Consider the following 17,751-nt stretch of genomic DNA (forward strand, 5'->3'; position numbering starts at 1 on the left):
GCAGGGCGGGAGGGGGCGGCCGGCATGCCGCCGGCCTGAATTGGTGCGCGCCGCTCAGACCTCTTCTTCGGGCGCCAGTTCGCGTACGTGGACTTCGATGCCGCCGAAGCGCGCGGCCACCCAGTTGTAGGCCTTGCAGGCCAGCCACAGCAGGCCGAAACCGATCAGCGCATTCAGGATGATCGCGCTGAAGACCGTGATGGCCGGCAGGTCACCATAGCGGACGAAGGTGACGAACAGGCCCAGCGACACGATCGGCAGCGAGAAGCACAGGTAGACCAGCACCAGCGCGCGGGCGGTCTTGACGGGGTGGAGGTAGGCGATCTCCTGATTCATGACGGGGAATTACTCAATTGTTTCTGAATCGTGCGCCAAGTGTAACGATTGGCCGATCCCAAGCATAGTCCGGCGTCCGCGGGGTGGGCGAAAGCCCCGCGCCAGGCGTGCGGTTACCGTAAATGTGCGGCACAAAAACGACACATTGATACCGCCGCGTAGCGAATCGTTGCGCGCAGACCCCGCCGGAGCGGCTAGACCAGCCCGTCGAACAGCAGCACCTCGACCGCATCGCCGGCCTTGACCGAATCCTGTTCGTGGCCGAGCACGATAAAGCAGTTGGCCTCGCTCATCGAGCGCAGCACGCCCGAGCCCTGCTGGCCGGTGATGCGCACCTCCCATTGGCCGTCTTCTGCGCGGGCCAGGATGCCGCGCTGGTATTCGGTGCGGCCGGGTTTCTTGCGGATGGCCTGCGCGCTGCGCACGCGCAGCAGCGGCAGCGGCGGCACGCTGGCGCCCATCAGGCGGTGCAGCGCGGCGCGCACGAAGTGGTAGAAGGTGACCATCACCGCCACCGGGTTGCCCGGCAGGCCGAACAGCAGCGCGTCGCGGCCATTGGAGTTGATGCGGCCAAAGGCCATCGGCCGGCCCGGGCGCATCGCGATCTTCCAGAACGTGACATCGCCCAGGCGCGCCATGATCTGCTTGGTGTAATCGGCCTCGCCCACCGAGACGCCGCCGGAGGTGATGACCGCGTCGGCGGTCTCGCAGGCGGTGCGGAAGGCGGCCTCGAGTGCGTCGGGGTCGTCGCGCACCACGCCCATGTCGAGCAGGTCGACGTTCATCCGGCGCAGCATGCCGTGCAGCGTGTAGCGGTTGGAATCGTAGACGCAGCCGGGATCGAGCGGCTCGCCGATCGAGCGCAGCTCATCGCCGGTGGAGAAGAATGCCACGCGCAGGCGCCGGCGCACGCGCACCTCGGCCACGCCCAGCGAGGCCAGCAGGCCCAGGTCGGCCGGCTGGAGGATGCGCCCGGCCTGCAGCGCGGACTGGCCGCGCGCCAGGTCTTCGCCGCGCAGGCGCCGGTTGTCGCCGGTGCGCACGCAGCCGGCGGCAAAGCGGATGCGCGCGCCGTCGGCCGCGGTTTCCACGAACTCCTGCGGCACCACCGTATCGCAGCCGGCCGGCATCACCGCGCCGGTCATGATGCGCACCGCCTGCACGGCAGTTGGAGCCAGCTCGCCGGCGCCGCCCGCGAAGGCGCTGCCGATCACTTCCAGCTCGACCGTCTCGGTCTGCGCGGCAGCCAGCGCCGCGCCCTGGAAGGCGTAGCCGTCCATTGCCGAGTTGTCATGCGCGGGCACGTCGATGGGCGAGACGATGTCCTCGGCCAGCACGCGGTCCAGCGCGCTGCGGATCGGCACCTGTTCGACGCCGCGCACCGGCTCGACCACCTCGCCGATGATGCGGTTGGCCTGGTCCACCGGCAGCGCGGTGGGATCGTAATCGGAAAGGCAGGAAATGACGGATTGCAGGGAGGGCATGTTGGCTCGGCGGTGGCTCGAAGAAGGCTCAGCGCGTCTCGTGCGTGCGCAGTTCGTCCAGGGTATTGATATTGGCAAAGGCCGCGGCGTCGTCGAACAGCACTTCGGCCAGCCGGCGCGAGGCGGCCCAGGTCTCGATCTTGCGGCCGCCGCCGGCAAGATAAGCCACCAGGCTGTCGAGCGCACTGACCGGCATCAGGCAGAACACGGGTTGGGTCTGGCGCCGGCCGTCCTGGTCCAGCGTGACCGGGATCGCCATCTCGGCGCCTTCGGCCTCGATGGCCTGCGCCAGGCGCGCCACCAGGTCGATCGGCAGGAAGGGCGAGTCGCAGGGCGCGGTCACCATCCACGGCGTGGCGCATTGCTCCAGGCCGGCCAGCATCCCCGCCAGCGGGCCGGCGAAGTCGGGCACGGTGTCGGTATAGACCGGCACGCCGAAGGATTCATAGGCGGCCAGGTTGCGGTTGGCATTGATCATCAGGCCGCCCACCTGGGGCGTGAGGCGCATCATGGTGTGCATGGCCATCGGCGTGCCGTGCAGCGGCTGCAGGCCCTTGTCGGTGCCGCCCATGCGGCTGCCCTTGCCGCCTGCGAGGATCAGGCCGGTGATGTCGTCGCGTGCGATCATGGATTTTGGTGTGTCGGCGGGATCAGCCACCGATATAGGACATCTCGATCTTGCGCTCGGCGCGCCTGGCGCGCACCGCCGGGTCGCTGCGCTGCTCGGAGTAATTGTCGGTGCGGCCCTGCCACACCTGTGCGATCGCGTTGGAGATTTCCAGGTCGCTGTAGCCGCCGCGCAGCAGCGCGCGCAGGTCGAAGCCCTCGGTGGCGAACAGGCACAGGTAGAGCCGGCCTTCGGTGGACAGCCGGATGCGGCTGCAGTCGCCGCAGAAGGCGTGTGTGACGCTGGAGATCACGCCGATCTCGCCGCTGCCGTCGCGGTAGCGCCAGCGTTCGGCGGTTTCGCCGGAGTAGTTGGCCAGCACCGGTTCAAGCGGGAACTCCGCTTCGATGCGCTTCACCACTTCGGCCGACGGCAGCACTTCGTCCATCTGCCAGTGGTTGCTGGCGCCCACGTCCATGAACTCGATAAAGCGCAGGATGATGCCGCTGTGGCGGAAGTGGCGCGCCATCGGCACGATTTCCTGGTCGTTGGTGCCGCGCTTGACCACCATATTGACCTTGATCGGTGACAGTCCGACGGCCTGCGCGGTCTCGATGCCGTGCAGCACGTCGGCCACCGCGAAGTCCACGTCGTTCATGCGGCGGAAGGTGGCGTCGTCGATCGCGTCCAGGCTGACGCTGACGCGCGTCAGGCCCGCATCGCGCAGCGAGCGTGCCTTGCGCGCCAGCAGCGAGGCGTTGGTGGTGAGCGTCAGGTCCAGCGGCTTGCCCGAGACGGTCTCGATCTTCGCCAGCATCTCGACCAAGTGCTCGATGTTCTTGCGCAGCAGCGGCTCGCCGCCGGTCAGGCGGATCTTCTCGACGCCGTGCGCGACGAACAGGCGTGCGGTGCGCTCGATTTCCTCGAAGCTCAGCAGTTCGGAATGCGGCAGGAAGGTATAGTCCTTGTCGAACACTTCCTTCGGCATGCAGTAGACACAACGGAAGTTGCAGCGGTCCGTCACCGAGATGCGCAGGTCATGCAGCGGCCGGCCGCGGGTATCGGCCACCAGGCCAGTGGGTGCAACCAGCTTGCCGGGAATGCTGGGCGTCATCGAGCGGTAGCGATGGTCGCGCAGGTCGAAAATCGGGATGACGGATTCGGTCATGGCCTGTGGGTGGGCACGGCATCCGGGGAGCAGCCTGGCGCGATGGCCCGCGAAGGCGGTGCGGCAGGACGCTCGGGGCGCGGATGCATTCTGCTGCCATTCTAGCCGAGGCGGGGGCGGGGCACCCGCATCCCCCGGTGATGGCGGGGATTCATCCGGCCGGCTGCCCATAAAAAAAGGGGACGGCCTGGCCGTCCCCTTCCTGCTTTGGCTGCGGTGCAGCGGCGTCGCTTACTGCTGCGATGCCATCTCCACTTCGCGGCCGCCGGTTTCCACCAGGATCATCGGACCCTGGGGCAGCGGCGGCAGCGGCTTGCGCTCGCGCGGCACGCGCGGGGCGGGCACGATGCGGGCGGCGGCCTCCTGGGCCGAGCGCAGCTTGTCGCTGTCGGTGTGGACCCATTGCAGGCCGGCGGTGGCGAGCATCGGTTCCAGGTTCTCCAGCACTGCCGGGGTGGCGGGTGCCGCCGGTGCTGCCGGTGCGAAGGGCGCTGCGGCCACTGCCGGAACGAAGACCTCGGGCTCGGCTGCCGGTGCGGTCTCGGCGGCAGGTGCAGCCACAGGGGCGGCGACAGGCGCCGGCACGGCCGGAGCGGCTTCAACAGCTTCAGCGGCCGCGCTCACGGCGGGCTCGGCGATGGCTTCGGCGGCAACGGTTTCCGTGACGGCGACGGCTACCGGGGCGGCTTGCTCGGCAACCTGCGGGGCCACCGGTGCGGCCTCGGCAACCGGGGCAGGCTTCACGTCTTCCGGCACGGCGATGCGGATCGCTTCGACGGCCTCGGCTGCGGCCACCACGGCCACGGCCGCTTGCGGTGCCGGCTCGGCCTGCACGCCGGCCTCAGCCGTTGCGGGGGCAAAGCCTTCGGCAGCGGTTTCGCCTTCGCCTTCGCCTTCACCCTGCGCGCCTTGCGCCGACTCGTCGCGCTCGCGGCGATAGCGGTTGCGGCCACGGCGGTTGCGGCGGCGGCGCTCTTCGCCTTCAGCGGTCTCGGCTACACCTTCGGCGCCTTCCGGCAGCTCGGCGCGGGCTTGCGTCTCTTCGGTCACGGCCTGCGGCAGCACGCCCAGGGCCTGGGCGGCGGCGATGGCCTCCGGCTGCGGGGCTTCACCGGCTTCGGCTTCGCGCAGTTCACTGCGCTCGCGCTGGCGTTCACGCTGGCGCTCGCGGCGTTCCTGGTTGCGGTCGCGGCGGCCTTCCTGGCGGCCCTCGACGCGCTCGCCCTGGGCGCGCTCGGCTTGCACGGCCTCGCCCTGGCGGGCGACGGCCGGAGTGGCCTGGCCTTCACCTTGCTGGCGCGGCGGGCGGGCCTGGCGTTCGCCACGGCCTTCGCGTTGCTCGCCGCGTTCGCCGCGTTCCGTGCGCTCGGCACGCTCACCACGCTGGCCACGGCCCTGGCGCTCGCCACGCTCGCCACGTTCCGCGCGATCACCACGCTCGGCACGATCGCCACGCTCACCGCGTTGGCCACGGCCTTCGCCGCGCTGGCCGCGCTCGCGGCGGCCTTCGGCGCTACGGGCTTCCGCGGCGGCTGCCGGCTTGGCCGGCTCCACCACCGGCGGGGTTGCCGGGCGGGCACCGAACAGGCCCTTCAGCCAGGCGATGAAACCGCCGCTGACCACCGGCTGGGTGGCTGGCACGGGCGGGGCGGCCGGGGTTTCCGGCTTGGGGGCGCGCTCGGGGCGCGGCACCGAGACCGGGGCCGGCTGTTCCGGGGTGATGCCCTTGACTGCGGCTTCCTGGCGCGGCTTGGCTTCTTCCTTGCGGCGGCTGCTGTAGCTGGTGTCGGCTTCCAGTTCCTTGGCGGCAGCCTCGGCCATCTTGTAGCTGGCGGTGCTGTCTTCCAGGCGCGGGTCGTCGTGACGCAGGCGCTCCAGCTTGTAGTGCGGCGTTTCCAGGTGCTTGTTTGGGATCAGCAGCACGTTGACCTTGAAGCGCAGCTCGATCAGGTTGATTTCCTGGCGCTTCTCGTTCAGCAGGAAGGCGGCGACCTCCACCGGCACCTGGCAGTGGATGGCGGCGGTGTTTTCCTTCATCGCCTCTTCCTGGATGATGCGCAGCACCTGCAGGGCGGACGATTCGGTATCGCGGATGTGGCCGGTGCCGTTGCAGCGCGGGCAAGTGATGTGCGAGCCCTCCGACAGCGACGGGCGCAGGCGCTGGCGCGACAGCTCCATCAGGCCGAAGCGGCTGATCTTGCCCATCTGCACGCGGGCGCGGTCGTGGCGCAGGGCGTCCTTCAGGCGCGTTTCCACGTCCTTCTGGGCCTTGCCCGACTCCATGTCGATGAAGTCGATCACGATCAGGCCGCCCAGGTCGCGCAGGCGCAGCTGGCGGGCGATTTCGTCGGCGGCTTCGAGGTTGGTGCGCAGCGCGGTTTCCTCGATGTCGGCGCCCTTGGTGGCGCGGGCCGAGTTCACGTCCACGGAGACCAGGGCCTCGGTGTGGTCGATCACGATGGCGCCGCCCGAGGGCAGCATCACCATGCGCGAATAGGCCGACTCGATCTGGTGTTCGATCTGGAAGCGCGAGAACAGGGGCACGTCGTCCCGGTATTTCTTCACGCGGTTCATGTTGTCAGGCATCACCACGCTCATGAAGGCGCGGGCCTGTTCGTAGATCTCGTCGGTGTCGATCAGGATCTCACCGATATCCGGCTGGAAGTAGTCGCGGATGGCGCGGATGACCAGGCTCGATTCCAGGTAGATCAGCAGCGGGGCCTTGTTGTCGCCGGCGGCGCCGTCGATGGCCTTCCACAGTTGCAGCAGGTAGTTCAGGTCCCACTGCAGTTCCTCGGCCGAGCGGCCGATGCCGGCGGTGCGGGCGATGATGCTCATGCCGTCCGGCACGGTCAGCTGCGCCATGGTTTCGCGCAGTTCCTGACGGTCTTCGCCTTCGATGCGGCGCGACACGCCGCCGCCGCGCGGGTTGTTCGGCATCAGCACCAGGTAGCGGCCGGCCAGCGAGATGAAGGTGGTCAGGGCCGCGCCCTTGTTGCCGCGCTCTTCCTTCTCGACCTGAACGATCAGTTCCTGGCCTTCATGCAGGGCGTCCTGGATGCGCGCGTTGCGCACGTCGATGCCTTCCTTGAAGAAGGCGCGGGCCACTTCCTTGAACGGCAGGAAGCCGTGGCGCTCTTCGCCGTAATTGACGAAGCAGGCTTCCAGCGAAGGCTCGATGCGAGTGATGACGCCCTTGTAGATGTTGCCTTTGCGCTGTTCGCGCCCGGCAGTCTCGATGTCGATATCGATCAGTTTCTGACCGTCGACGATGGCGACGCGCAATTCCTCCTGTTGCGTCGCGTTGAACAGCATGCGTTTCATCGCAATACCTCACTCCAGTGTCGCGGGTGGCACCGTCTGGGCGGTGTCCGCGGCGATCCATGGAGCACGCGAGGGAGCGAGCGAGGCGCGAGAATTGCCGGAAAGCGCCGCTGCGCGAGACATGCGAGCGGCTGGGCGCGGGTGAAAGAGAGCGATGACGTCGGGGTAACGTCCGCGGGCGGGAGAGAACACCGGAGGCTGCTCTTGCGCAGACATCCGGCGCATTCCCGTGCCGGAGGCGATGCAGGACGCCGGCGCAACCGGCGCCGGCGGCATCGCGGCCGGCCGCGGAAGGCCTAGACGCGTCAAAGAGCAAATTTTTCGGACACGGCCTGGTTGCCGTTGCTGCCTGACTTCTCCTGGCGGGCGCACCTACTACTTCTTGGAGTTCTGCGACCGGGCGCCGGTAACTTCCAGTCAGGCGGCAGGCTAACCTGCCGGCCGGCACCGTTTCCCGGTGCGGGCGGGACTTCTCTCACCGAAGCGGATGCCGGCTGCGGCATCCGCCTTTAAATTCTGTTTTACCTGAACACTCAGTTCCCACGTCACCGCCTGCCCGTGCCGAAGCCACCTTTGGGCGACTTCCTGCATGCCGGCGGCACCGTGCGTGCTGCTTTTACTGCCATTTGCCCGTCTGGGGCGCTTGCGGATCACGCGAAGTTGCGGGAGACGGGCGGGGTTGGCGGCAACCCCAAGTGTAGAATGCGAAAAATCGAAGAAACTCGAAGACTAATCGCTTACACAGGTCTTGCGCTGCCGGCCACAAGCCGGGACAGCGAGGAAATTATATTGAAAATGAATGAGTTACGCCATCAAATTGAAAAGGTTGCCGAAGCTGCGCCGGCCAGCCCACAGGTGGCGTATGTCACGATTGACGAAGGCTCGGAAGGTCAGCGCATTGACAACTTCCTGCTGAAAGTCGCCAAGGGCGTGCCCAAGAGCCATATCTATCGGGTGCTCCGTTCGGGGGAAGTTCGCGTCAATAAGGGGCGGATCGATGCCACTTACCGGCTCCAGTCGGGGGATGTGGTGCGCATCCCGCCGATGCGGGTGGCGAGTCCGGCGCAATCGGCCAAGGCCCAGCATGTGCCGGCGGGAGAATTCCCGGTGCTGTTCGAGGACACGCACCTGCTGGTTATCAACAAGCCGGCTGGCGTGGCGGTCCATGGCGGCTCCGGCGTGGCCTTTGGCGTGATCGAGCAACTGCGCCGGTCGCGGCCGCAGGCCAGGTTCCTGGAACTGGTGCACCGGCTCGACCGCGAAACCTCCGGCATCCTGGTGCTGGCCAAGAAGCGCTCGGCACTGGTCCACCTGCATGAGCAGATCCGCGGCAACGCCATGGACAAGCGTTATTTCGCCTGCGTGGCCGGCGAATTCCCCAACGCGCGCCAGCATGTGAAGCTGCCTCTATATAAGTACAGCACGCCGGACGGCGAGCGCCGGGTGCGGGTGCAGGCCGACGGGCTGGCTTCGCACACCGTGTTCAACCGGGTCGAGGCCTTTTCCGGGTTCACCCTGCTGGAGGCCGAACTGAAGACCGGCCGCACCCACCAGATCCGCGTCCACCTGGCGCATTCGGGTTTCCCGATCGTCGGTGACGAAAAATATGGCGACTTCTCGCTGAACAAGGCGCTGGCGCGTTCCGGCGCCAGGCCCGGCCTCAAGCGCATGTTCCTGCACGCCCACCGGCTGGTGTTCATCCATCCGGACACGGGCGAGCCGCTGGCCGTGGAAGCGCCGCTGCCCGACGAATGCGTCGGATTCCTGCAACAATTGCGTGAACTGCGTGCCCCAGAGTAGGGTAGTGCATCAAACGACACAAGGACTGCCATGTCCAGGCAACAATTTGACCTGATCGTATTCGACTGGGACGGGACGCTGATGGACTCGACCCCGACCATCGCCAAGTGCATCCAGCTTGCCAGCCGCGACCTGGGCCTGCCGGTGCCGGACGACCGCGCTGCCAGCCACGTGATCGGGCTGGGCCTGAAGGACGCGCTGTCTTATGCGGTGCCGACGCTCGACCCCGCTGACTACCCGCGCCTGGCCGAACGCTACCGCTACCACTTCCTGACCCGCGACGCCGACCTGGTGTTGTTCGACGGCGTGCGCGAAATGCTCGAGACCTTGCGCGGCGAGCACTATTTTCTCGGCGTGGCCACCGGCAAGACCCGCGTGGGCCTGCAGCGCGCGCTGGCCTCCAGCGGCCTGACCCGCCTGTTCGACGCCACGCGCTGTGCCGACGAGACCTTCTCCAAGCCGCATCCGGCCATGCTGCACGAACTGACCCGCGAACTGGGCCAGGACGTGGAGCGAACGGTAATGATCGGCGATACCACCCACGACCTGCAGATGGCGGCCAATGCCGGCGCCAAGGGGATCGGGGTGTGTTACGGGGCACATCCCGCCGATTCGCTGCGCGCGATGGCGCCCGTGCACTGCGCCACCTCGGTCGCCGACCTGACCGAGTGGCTGCTGGCTCATGCCTGAGGCACTGTCCGGCCAGGTGCCGGTGCGGCTGTGCGCAGCGGCCGACCTGGAGGAGGGCGGCCTTGGCGTGCGTTTCTCGGTGGCGCTGGACCGGCGCGAGATCGGCGCCTTCGTGGTGCGCTTCGACGGCGCCGCGCATGGCTACCTGAACCAGTGCGCCCATGTGCCGATGGAGCTGGACTGGCAGGAGGGCCGGTTCTTCGATGCCTCGGGCCTATACTTGATGTGCGCGACACATGGCGCGGTTTATGCACCGGACAGCGGCGAGTGCGTCGGCGGCCCCTGCCGCGGGGCTTCGCTGGCCAAGCTGCGCATCGAAGAACGCGACGGCCAGGTCTACTGGCTGCCGGAGGCGCCGTACCGGATGGCTGAACCCGCCGGCGGTGCCTAATTGGATTTCCACGAGCGAGTTGCATGACAGAACAACAGAAACCGCCTTTGGGCGGAACGGGTGAATCGGGTGCGTCGGGTCAGTCAGACGAGCGCAAGCCAGCTGGCGAGGGCGCACCGGGCGAACGGGTTGGCGACGAAGGGCGCCAGCCCGAGTCCGAGCGCCTGGTCACTGCTACGCACGCTGACTATCCGCTGGACGATGAACTGCGCGCGGGAGAGGACGCCGCACGGCGCGAAGCGCGCGAGCGCAAGGCGCGCATGGCCGGCGCGGCCGGCGGCGGTCCGGTTGGCGGCTCGACAGGCGGCTCGGGCGGCGGCTGGGAGCGCGATGTACTGGAAAGGGTGCTGACCGCGTCGCTGCGCGAGCAACGCGCGGCGCGGCGCTGGCGCATCTTTTTCCGCTTTGTCGGCCTGGCCCTTCTGGTGCTGATCCTGCTCGCCATATTCGACTTCAAGGGCGACGGCGCCATCAGCACCTCGGGCCGCCATACCGCGATGGTCACGCTGGAAGGCGAGATCGCCGCCGGCACGCCGGCCAGCGCGGATTCGATCAATACCGCGCTGCAGGCGGCGTTCGTGGACAGCAACGCCGCCGGGGTGATCCTGAAGATCAACTCGCCGGGCGGCTCGCCGGTGCAGGCCGGCATGATCAACGATGAGATCCATCGGCTGCGCAAGCTCTATCCGTCCAAGCCGTTCTACGTGGTGGTGGAAGAGATCTGCGCCTCGGGTGGCTATTACGTGGCCGCCGCGGCCGACAAGATCTATGTCGACAAGGCCAGCATCGTGGGCTCGATCGGCGTGCTGATGGACGGTTTCGGCTTTACCGGCCTGATGGACAAGCTGGGCGTTGAGCGCCGCCTGTACACCTCGGGCGCCAACAAGGGCATGCTGGACCCGTTCTCGCCGCAGGTGCCAAGGCAGAAGGCCTTTGCCGAAGCCATGCTCAAGCAGATCCACCAGCAGTTCATCGACGTGGTCAAGGAAGGGCGCGGCGACCGGCTCAAGGACGATCCGGAGCTGTTCTCCGGCCTGTTCTGGTCGGGCGAGCGCAGCGTCGAGCTGGGCCTGGCCGACGGGCTGGGCAGCACCGACTATGTGGCGCGCGACCTGTTCAAGGCCGAGGACATCGTCGACTACACGGTCAAGGAGAACATTGCCGAGCGCGTGGCCAAGCGCTTTGGCGCGGCCGTGGGCACGGCGGCGATGAAGACCATGCTGTGGAGCACCGGCATGCAGGGCATGCGCTGACAACGGCTGGTGCAGCGGCCATGACAAAGGGGGCGTTCGCGTCCCCTTTGTCGTTTGCTGCGCGGTCGCTTCTTATATGGCCAGCAGCGAGAAGATCGCCGGGCGCTTGTGCAGTTCGATCCGCTCGGGGCGCCAGTCCGACAGCGGCAGCGTGACGATGGTCTCGCCGGGCAGCGTCAGGTCCACTGCCACGGACAGCAGCGTGGTGCCGGCACAGTGCTGGCGCATGGCCTCCAGCAGGGCCGCGTTGCGGTAGGGCGTTTCGATGAACACCTGGGTCTGGCTGGCCTTGCGCGAGCGCTGTTCCAGTTCGCGCAGCCGCTGCGCGCGCTCGCCGGCGTCGACCGGCAGGTAGCCGTTGAAGGCAAAGCTCTGGCCGTTCAGGCCCGAGCCCATCACCGCCAGCAGGATCGAGCTGGGCCCGACCAGCGGCCGCACACGGATGCGGCGCGCATGGGCCAGCCGCACCAGGTCGGCGCCCGGATCGGCCACCGCCGGCACGCCTGCCTCGGACAGCAGGCCGCCGTCACGGCCGGCTTCGAGCGGGGCCAGCAGCGCGGCCAGGGCGTCGGCGCGGGTATTGACGTTCAGTTCGCGGATCTCGATCTGCTGGATCGGGCGCGCCAGCGGCGTGGTTTCGCCCAGCTTCTTCAGGAAGGCGCGCGCGGTCTTGGCGTTCTCGGCGACAAGGTAGTCAAGGCTGGCGGCGATCTGCTGCACGCCGGCCGGGATCACATCGGCCAGCGGGTCGGCTTCGTCGCGTTTGCCGAGTGTATTGGGGATCAGGTAAAGAGTGCCGCTCATGGTGGGCTCGTGCGGGTCATGCGGTAAGGAGGGGGTAGCCGGCCTGGCGCAGCATGCCGGTCAGCGCGATCAGCGGCAGGCCGATGAGCGCGGTCGGGTCGTCGGACTCGACGCGTTCCAGCAGCGTAATGCCGAGGCCCTCGGATTTGGCGCTGCCGGCGACGTCGTAGGGGCGTTCCGCCTGCAGGTAGGCCTCGATCTCGGCGTCGGTCAGGTCGCGCATGGTCACGCGGGTCTGCACGTCCGCCAGCTGAGCGGTGCCGGTGCGCGCATCCAGCAGGCACAGGGCTGAATGGAAGGTGGCGGTGCGCCCGCGCATGCGGCGCAGCTGCGCCACGGCCTGGTCGTGCGTGCCGGGCTTGCCCATCTGTTCGCCGTCCAGGGTCAGCACCTGGTCCGAGCCGATCACCAGCACGCCCGGGTGGCGCGCGGCAATGGCTTCGGCCTTGCGCTGCGACAGCCGCAGCGCGGTGGCCTCGGGTGCTTCGCCGGCAAGCGGGGTTTCGTCGATGTCGGGCACGGCCACCTCGAACGGGATGCGCAGGCGCTCCAGCAGTTCGCGTCGGTAGGGCGAGCCGGAGCCGAGGATCAGCCGGGGGCGGGAATCTGGGGGCATATGTCGTTGAATCGGAACAGGAAGCCATGTGGCTTGGGAAGCAAGCCCTTTGACCTCGGAAAGGTTTACGTCGTATAATCGCGCGTTTTGCCGCATCCGCACCCGGGCGCAGTGCCGCCAAAGTGCGCGGCCAGTAGTCCGTCAGGCGAGGAATGTGGCGAACCAGTCATTGTATTGCGACAGGAGCCACGCACATGACCCAGCCGATTGACCTGCGCGCGCTTGATCTCTTCGCCATGTGCCGAAAGGGTGAAAGCCTGGCCGGCGACGTGGCGGTGCGGGATTTGCCGCGCATCTTAGCCGAGACCGCCGCGCAAGCGCCAGCCTCGGCACCCGATGAGACGTTTGCCTATACGGCCACCGGCTTCATGCGTGAAGAGGCGGCCGAGCCGGGCGCCCCGGTGGCGCGCCGGCTGTTCCTCGACGTGACCGTGAAGGGCCGGGTATGGCTGGATTGCCAGCGCTGCCTGGCGCCCTATGCGGAGCCGATCGACACTGCAACGCGTTTCGAGGTAGTGGAAAGCGAGGAAGCGGCGGACGCCGCGCCGATGGACGACGACGAAGTCGACGTGATCGCCGGCTCGAAGCGTTTTTCGCTGCTGGACCTGATTGAAGATGAAGTGCTGCTGGCGCTGCCGGTGGCACCCAAGCATGACGTCTGCCCGACGGTACACGAAAGCCTCGTGACCGGTTCGGACGGCGAGGCACAGCCAGAGGCTGAGCCTGAGGAAGAAAAGCGGCCTTCGCCCTTTGCGGCGCTGGCCGGCCTGAAGACCAAGCATTGAGCCGCCGGCAGGCGGTGCGCAAGGTCTTGCAGGTGAATCTGAAGCATCCGGCCGGGCCCCGGCTACGCCTTGGGCGGGATGCGTGTGTTAATATTGAAAAATTCTCGAAGGAGTCATCATGGCTGTTCAACAGAACAAGAAGTCGCCGTCCAAGCGCGGCATGCACCGTTCGCACGATCACCTGTCGGCCGCGCCGCTGGCAGTTGAGCCGACCACCGGCGAAACCCACCTGCGTCACCACGTGAGCCCGAACGGCTACTACCGTGGCCGCAAGGTCATCAAGACCAAGAACGACTGATAGCTTCGCCAGGCGTGACGTTGCGTCTCGCTCGTGCATGCCTGTAGGTCGGACACTTAAAGGTCAGAGACAGAAAAGCGGCAAGATCGTTGCCGCTTTTTTGTTGGGCGCTCGGGATTCCCGCCGGGCGCGGCGTGCGCCGCCGCGCTATCCGTACCAGGAACAATGACGATCAAAATCGCTATCGACTGCATGGGCGGCGATCACGGTGTCTCCGTGACGGTGCCTGCGGCGATCAGTTTTCTTTCCCGCCACGACGATGCCGAGATGGTGCTGGTCGGCTTGCCCGACGCCATCCGGGCGCAGCTGAAGAAGCTGCACGCGCTGGACCATCCGCGCGTCAGCATCGTCGAGGCCACCGAGGTCATCACCATGGATGACCCGGTAGAGGTGGCGCTGCGCAAGAAGAGGGACTCCTCGATGCGCGTCGCCGTCACGCAGGTCAAGGAAGGCCTGGCCGGTGCCTGCATCTCCGCCGGCAATACCGGCGCGCTGATGGCGGTGTCGCGCTATGTGCTGAAGACGCTCGAAGGCATCGAGCGGCCGGCCATCGCCACCACCATTCCCAACGAGCAAGGCTGGGGCACCACGGTGCTGGACCTGGGCGCCAATGCCGACTGCGAGCCCGAGCACCTGCTGCAGTTCGCGCGCATGGCCGAAGCCATGGTGGCCGTCGTCGATCACAAGGATCACCCCACGGTGGGCCTCCTGAACATCGGCGAGGAAGTCATCAAGGGCAACGAGGTGGTCAAGCGCGCGGGTGAACTGCTGCGTGCCTCCGAGCTGAACTTCTACGGCAACGTGGAAGGCAACGACATCTTCAAGGGCACTACCGACATCGTGGTCTGCGACGGCTTTGTCGGCAACGTGGCACTCAAGAGCACCGAGGGCCTGGCCAAGATGATCGGCAGTATGATCAAGGAAGAATTCACCCGCTCGTGGTTCACCAAGCTGCTGGCCGCGGTCGCCATGCCGGTGCTGTCGCGCCTGGCCAGGCGGCTCGACCCGGCGCGCTACAACGGCGCCTCGCTGCTGGGGCTGCGCGGGCTGGTGATCAAGAGCCACGGTTCGGCCGATGCCCATTCCTTTGAGTGGGCTATCAAACGCGGGTATGATGCCGCCAAGAATGGCGTGATCGCCCGCATCACCCGGGCTTTTGCCGATAAATCCAGCGCCGCAGGCGCTGCACAGCCCGCCACGGAGACAGAGGCGCCTGGCGCGCATCCCAGCCCCCACGTCGCCTGAGCGCCACGTGCGCCGGTCGCGGGTGCCAGCGGGCCATACGATCCGACAACACATGACCAAGTACGCAAAAATCATCGGTACCGGGAGCTACCTGCCTCCGCGGCGCGTGACTAACCATGACCTGGCCGCTCAGCTTGCCGAAAAGGGCATCGAGACCAGCGACGAGTGGATCGTCTCGCGCAGCGGCATCTCGGCGCGCCACTGGGCCGAGCCCGATGTGGCCAGCAGCGAGCTTGCGGTCAAGGCCGCCGAGCAGGCCATCGAGGCCGCCGGCATCGACCGCCAGGACATCGACCTGATCATCGTCGCCACCTCGACGCCGGACTTCGTGTTTCCCAGCACGGCCTGCATCGTGCAGGAGAAGCTGGGCATCACCAACCACTGCCCGGCGTTCGACCTGCAGGCGGTGTGCTCCGGCTTTGTCTACGCGCTGGCCACCGCCGACAAGTTCATCCGCAGCGGCTCGCACCGCAACGTGCTGGTGATCGGCACCGAAGTGTTCTCGCGCATCCTGGACTTCAACGACCGCACCACCTGCGTGCTGTTCGGCGACGGCGCCGGTGCGGTGGTGCTGTCGGCGTCCGAGGAGCCGGGCATCCTGTCAAGCGCGATGCACTCGGACGGCAGCCATGTCGATATCCTGTGCGTGCCGGGCAACGTCGCCGGCGGCAATATCACCGGTAACCCGTTCCTGCGCATGGACGGCCAGGCTGTATTCAAGCTGGCCGTGAACGTGCTGGACAAGGTCGCGCGCGAAGCCATGGAGGCCGCCAGCGTGACGCCGGACCAGGTCGACTGGCTGATCCCGCACCAGGCCAATATCCGCATCATGCAGGGCACGGCAAAGAAGCTGGGCCTGCCGGCGGAGCGCATGGTCGCCACCGTGCACGAGCACGGCAACACCTCGGCCGCGTCGATCCCGCTGGCGCTGGACGTCGCCGTGCGCGACGGCCGCATCCGCCCGGGCCAGACCGTGCTGATGGAAGGCGTGGGCGGCGGCTTTACCTGGGGCGCGGTGCTGTTGCGCATGTAATACGCGGCCGGCGCCCGGGCGTGCCGCGCAGGCAGAACCTGCCGCGGCGCCGGCCACCGATTTCTTGTTAGGGTTTCCATCCGATGAAATTCGCTTTCGTATTTCCCGGCCAGGGTTCGCAGTCGGTCGGCATGCTCAATGCCTTCGCGGATAACGCCGTGGTACGCGCCACCGTGGAAGAAGCCTCGGCCGCGCTCGGCCAGGACCTCGGGCGCCTGATCGCCGAAGGCCCCGCCGAAGAACTGAACCTGACCACCAACACGCAGCCGGTGATGCTGACCGCCGCCGTGGCGATCTACCGCGCCTGGCTGGATGCCGGCGGCTCGGCGCCGGCGCTGGTGGCCGGACACAGCCTGGGCGAGTACTCGGCGCTGGTGGCCGCGGGCGTGATTCCGTTTGCCGACGCGGTGCCGCTGGTGCGCTTCCGCGCGCAGGCCATGCAGGAAGCCGTGCCGGTGGGCGAGGGCGCCATGGCCGCGATCCTGGGCCTGGCCGACGACGATGTGCGCGCCGCGTGCGCCGAGGCAGCGGCCGCTGGCGTGGTCGAGGCCGTGAACTTCAACGCGCCGTCGCAGGTGGTGATCGCCGGCAACAAGGCCGCGGTCGAGAAAGCCTGCGAGATCGCCAAGGGCAAGGGCGCCAAGCGCGCGCTGCCGCTGCCGGTGTCGGCGCCGTTCCATTCTTCGCTGCTCAAGCCCGCTTCGGACCGCCTGCGCGAGCGCATGGCCGGGCTGGCTTTCGCGGCCTCGTCGATCCCGCTGGTGAACAACGTCGACGTTGCCATCGTCAACGATCCGGATGCGATCAAGGACGCGCTGGTGCGCCAGGCCGCCGCCCCGGTGCGCTGGGTCGAGTGCGTGCAGAAGATGGCAGCCGAAGGCATCACGCACGTGATCGAATGCGGCCCGGGCAAGGTGCTGGCCGGCATGACCAAGCGCATCGACGGCAACCTGACCGGCGGCGCGATCTTCGATCCGGCCTCGCTGCAGGACACGCTGGCACTCCTGAAGTAAGCAAGAGGACATCTGCATGACCAAACTTCTCGACAACCAGGTTGCGCTGGTCACCGGCGCCTCGCGCGGCATCGGCCGCGCCATCGCGCTGGAACTGGCCCGCCAGGGCGCCACCGTGATCGGCACCGCCACCAGCGAGGCCGGCGCAGCCGGCATCACCGACTACCTCGGTGCCGCAGGCCTGAAGGGCAAGGGCGCCGTGCTCAACGTCAATGACGCGGCCGCTTGCGACGCGCTCATCGACGAGATCGTCAAGACCCACGGCGGCATCGGCGTGCTGGTCAACAATGCCGGCATTACGCAGGACCAGCTGGCGATGCGCATGAAGGACGAGGACTGGCTGGCCGTGATCCAGACCAACCTGACTTCGGTGTTCCGCCTGTCGCGCGCGGTGCTGCGCCCGATGATGAAGGCGCGCCAGGGCCGTATCATCAACATCACCTCGGTGGTGGGCTCGGTCGGCAACCCCGGCCAGATGAACTACTCCGCCGCCAAGGCCGGCGTGGCGGGCATGACCCGCTCGCTGGCCGCCGAGATCGGCAGCCGCAACGTGACCGTGAACTGCGTCGCGCCGGGCTTTATCGATACCGACATGACCAAGGCGCTGTCCGAAGCGCAGCATGCTTCGCTCAAGACGCAGATTCCGCTGGGGCGGCTGGGCCAGCCGGAAGATATCGCCAATGCGGTGGCCTTCCTGGCCGGTCCGCAAGCCGCCTATATCACCGGCACGACGTTGCATGTGAACGGCGGGATGTACATGAATTAATAGGTTTTCGGGTGGCTGGTTTCGGGGAAGAAGCCCGAAGAAGCTGTCTGAAGTAGTAGTTTTCCGAACCAAACGGGCGCGATTCTTGCAAAGGTTGGCAGGCGGCATATCTGTCGCCTCAAACCTGCTAAAATGCGC

At 67.4% G+C, this 17,751-nt stretch carries 17 protein-coding genes; 10 read left to right on the plus strand and 7 right to left on the minus strand.

The genetic code is table 11. The annotated features are described in order from the left end of the window. Nucleotides 1-54 precede the first annotated feature (54 nt). The 5 genes from ACZ5MJ_RS04720 to ACZ5MJ_RS04740 all read right to left on the minus strand — a co-directional run bounded on the left by ACZ5MJ_RS04720 (nt 55) and on the right by ACZ5MJ_RS04740 (nt 6,919). On the minus strand, nt 55-336 hold the full coding sequence (locus ACZ5MJ_RS04720) for a hypothetical protein (protein ID WP_464222684.1): 282 nt from the start codon (nt 334-336) through the stop codon (nt 55-57). Between the two features lie 194 nt (nt 337-530). Beyond that, nucleotides 531-1,820, minus strand: coding sequence for a molybdopterin molybdotransferase MoeA (gene moeA, locus ACZ5MJ_RS04725; RefSeq protein ID WP_464222686.1), 1,290 nt, complete (start codon nt 1,818-1,820; stop codon nt 531-533). A 28-nt stretch (nt 1,821-1,848) separates the two neighbouring features. Beyond that, nucleotides 1,849-2,448: a molybdenum cofactor guanylyltransferase MobA gene (gene mobA, locus ACZ5MJ_RS04730; protein WP_464222687.1), complete on the minus strand. Its 600-nt coding sequence runs from the start codon at nt 2,446-2,448 to the stop codon at nt 1,849-1,851. A gap of 22 nt (nt 2,449-2,470) precedes the next feature. Next, nucleotides 2,471-3,595, minus strand: coding sequence for a GTP 3',8-cyclase MoaA (moaA, locus tag ACZ5MJ_RS04735; RefSeq protein WP_464222688.1), 1,125 nt, complete (start codon nt 3,593-3,595; stop codon nt 2,471-2,473). A gap of 231 nt (nt 3,596-3,826) precedes the next feature. Beyond that, entirely contained in the window at nt 3,827-6,919 is a 3,093-nt protein-coding gene (locus ACZ5MJ_RS04740; RefSeq protein WP_464222689.1) for an Rne/Rng family ribonuclease, read from the minus strand. 795 nt (nt 6,920-7,714) lie between these two features. Here ACZ5MJ_RS04740 and ACZ5MJ_RS04745 point away from each other — a divergent pair. Genes ACZ5MJ_RS04745 through ACZ5MJ_RS04760 form a run of 4 tightly spaced genes read left to right on the plus strand, consistent with a single transcriptional unit; the run spans nt 7,715 to nt 11,053 of the window. Continuing rightward, complete coding sequence (locus ACZ5MJ_RS04745; protein WP_464223652.1) at nt 7,715-8,719, plus strand: RluA family pseudouridine synthase; 1,005 nt, start codon at nt 7,715-7,717, stop codon at nt 8,717-8,719. 30 nt (nt 8,720-8,749) lie between these two features. After that, complete coding sequence (locus ACZ5MJ_RS04750) at nt 8,750-9,409, plus strand: HAD-IA family hydrolase (protein ID WP_464222690.1); 660 nt, start codon at nt 8,750-8,752, stop codon at nt 9,407-9,409. Continuing rightward, the gene (locus ACZ5MJ_RS04755; RefSeq protein WP_464222691.1) at nt 9,402-9,800 is read left to right on the plus strand and encodes a Rieske (2Fe-2S) protein; all 399 of its coding nucleotides are present in this window, start codon (nt 9,402-9,404) and stop codon (nt 9,798-9,800) included. Before ACZ5MJ_RS04750 ends, ACZ5MJ_RS04755 begins: the two co-directional genes overlap by 8 nt. A gap of 23 nt (nt 9,801-9,823) precedes the next feature. Next, nucleotides 9,824-11,053: a S49 family peptidase gene (locus tag ACZ5MJ_RS04760; protein ID WP_464222692.1), complete on the plus strand. Its 1,230-nt coding sequence runs from the start codon at nt 9,824-9,826 to the stop codon at nt 11,051-11,053. A 72-nt stretch (nt 11,054-11,125) separates the two neighbouring features. Here the strand turns inward: ACZ5MJ_RS04760 and ACZ5MJ_RS04765 are convergent, their stop codons facing one another. Next, nucleotides 11,126-11,857: an SAM-dependent methyltransferase gene (locus ACZ5MJ_RS04765; RefSeq protein ID WP_464222693.1), complete on the minus strand. Its 732-nt coding sequence runs from the start codon at nt 11,855-11,857 to the stop codon at nt 11,126-11,128. A 16-nt stretch (nt 11,858-11,873) separates the two neighbouring features. Continuing rightward, nucleotides 11,874-12,473, minus strand: coding sequence for a Maf-like protein (locus tag ACZ5MJ_RS04770; protein WP_464222694.1), 600 nt, complete (start codon nt 12,471-12,473; stop codon nt 11,874-11,876). Nucleotides 12,474-12,667: 194 nt separating this feature from the next. Between ACZ5MJ_RS04770 and ACZ5MJ_RS04775 the strand changes: the two genes are divergently transcribed. From ACZ5MJ_RS04775 to fabG, 6 genes are all read left to right on the plus strand, one after another. Further along, on the plus strand, nt 12,668-13,258 hold the full coding sequence (locus tag ACZ5MJ_RS04775) for a DUF177 domain-containing protein (protein WP_464222695.1): 591 nt from the start codon (nt 12,668-12,670) through the stop codon (nt 13,256-13,258). A 118-nt stretch (nt 13,259-13,376) separates the two neighbouring features. Continuing rightward, nucleotides 13,377-13,556, plus strand: a complete 180-nt coding sequence (gene rpmF, locus ACZ5MJ_RS04780; RefSeq protein WP_010814675.1) for a 50S ribosomal protein L32 — start codon at nt 13,377-13,379, stop codon at nt 13,554-13,556. A gap of 165 nt (nt 13,557-13,721) precedes the next feature. Continuing rightward, nucleotides 13,722-14,801 carry a phosphate acyltransferase PlsX gene (gene plsX, locus ACZ5MJ_RS04785; protein ID WP_464222696.1) on the plus strand — a complete coding sequence of 360 codons (1,080 nt, stop codon included), beginning with the start codon at nt 13,722-13,724 and terminating at the stop codon, nt 14,799-14,801. 52 nt (nt 14,802-14,853) lie between these two features. After that, entirely contained in the window at nt 14,854-15,834 is a 981-nt protein-coding gene (locus ACZ5MJ_RS04790) for a beta-ketoacyl-ACP synthase III (protein WP_432257628.1), read from the plus strand. 83 nt (nt 15,835-15,917) lie between these two features. Beyond that, nucleotides 15,918-16,847, plus strand: a complete 930-nt coding sequence (gene fabD, locus ACZ5MJ_RS04795) for an ACP S-malonyltransferase (RefSeq protein WP_464222697.1) — start codon at nt 15,918-15,920, stop codon at nt 16,845-16,847. A gap of 16 nt (nt 16,848-16,863) precedes the next feature. Further along, entirely contained in the window at nt 16,864-17,613 is a 750-nt protein-coding gene (gene fabG / locus ACZ5MJ_RS04800; RefSeq protein WP_464222698.1) for a 3-oxoacyl-ACP reductase FabG, read from the plus strand. The last annotated feature ends 138 nt before the right edge of the window (nt 17,614-17,751 follow it).

It is taken from the genome of Cupriavidus sp. LA-1 (assembly GCF_055385985.1).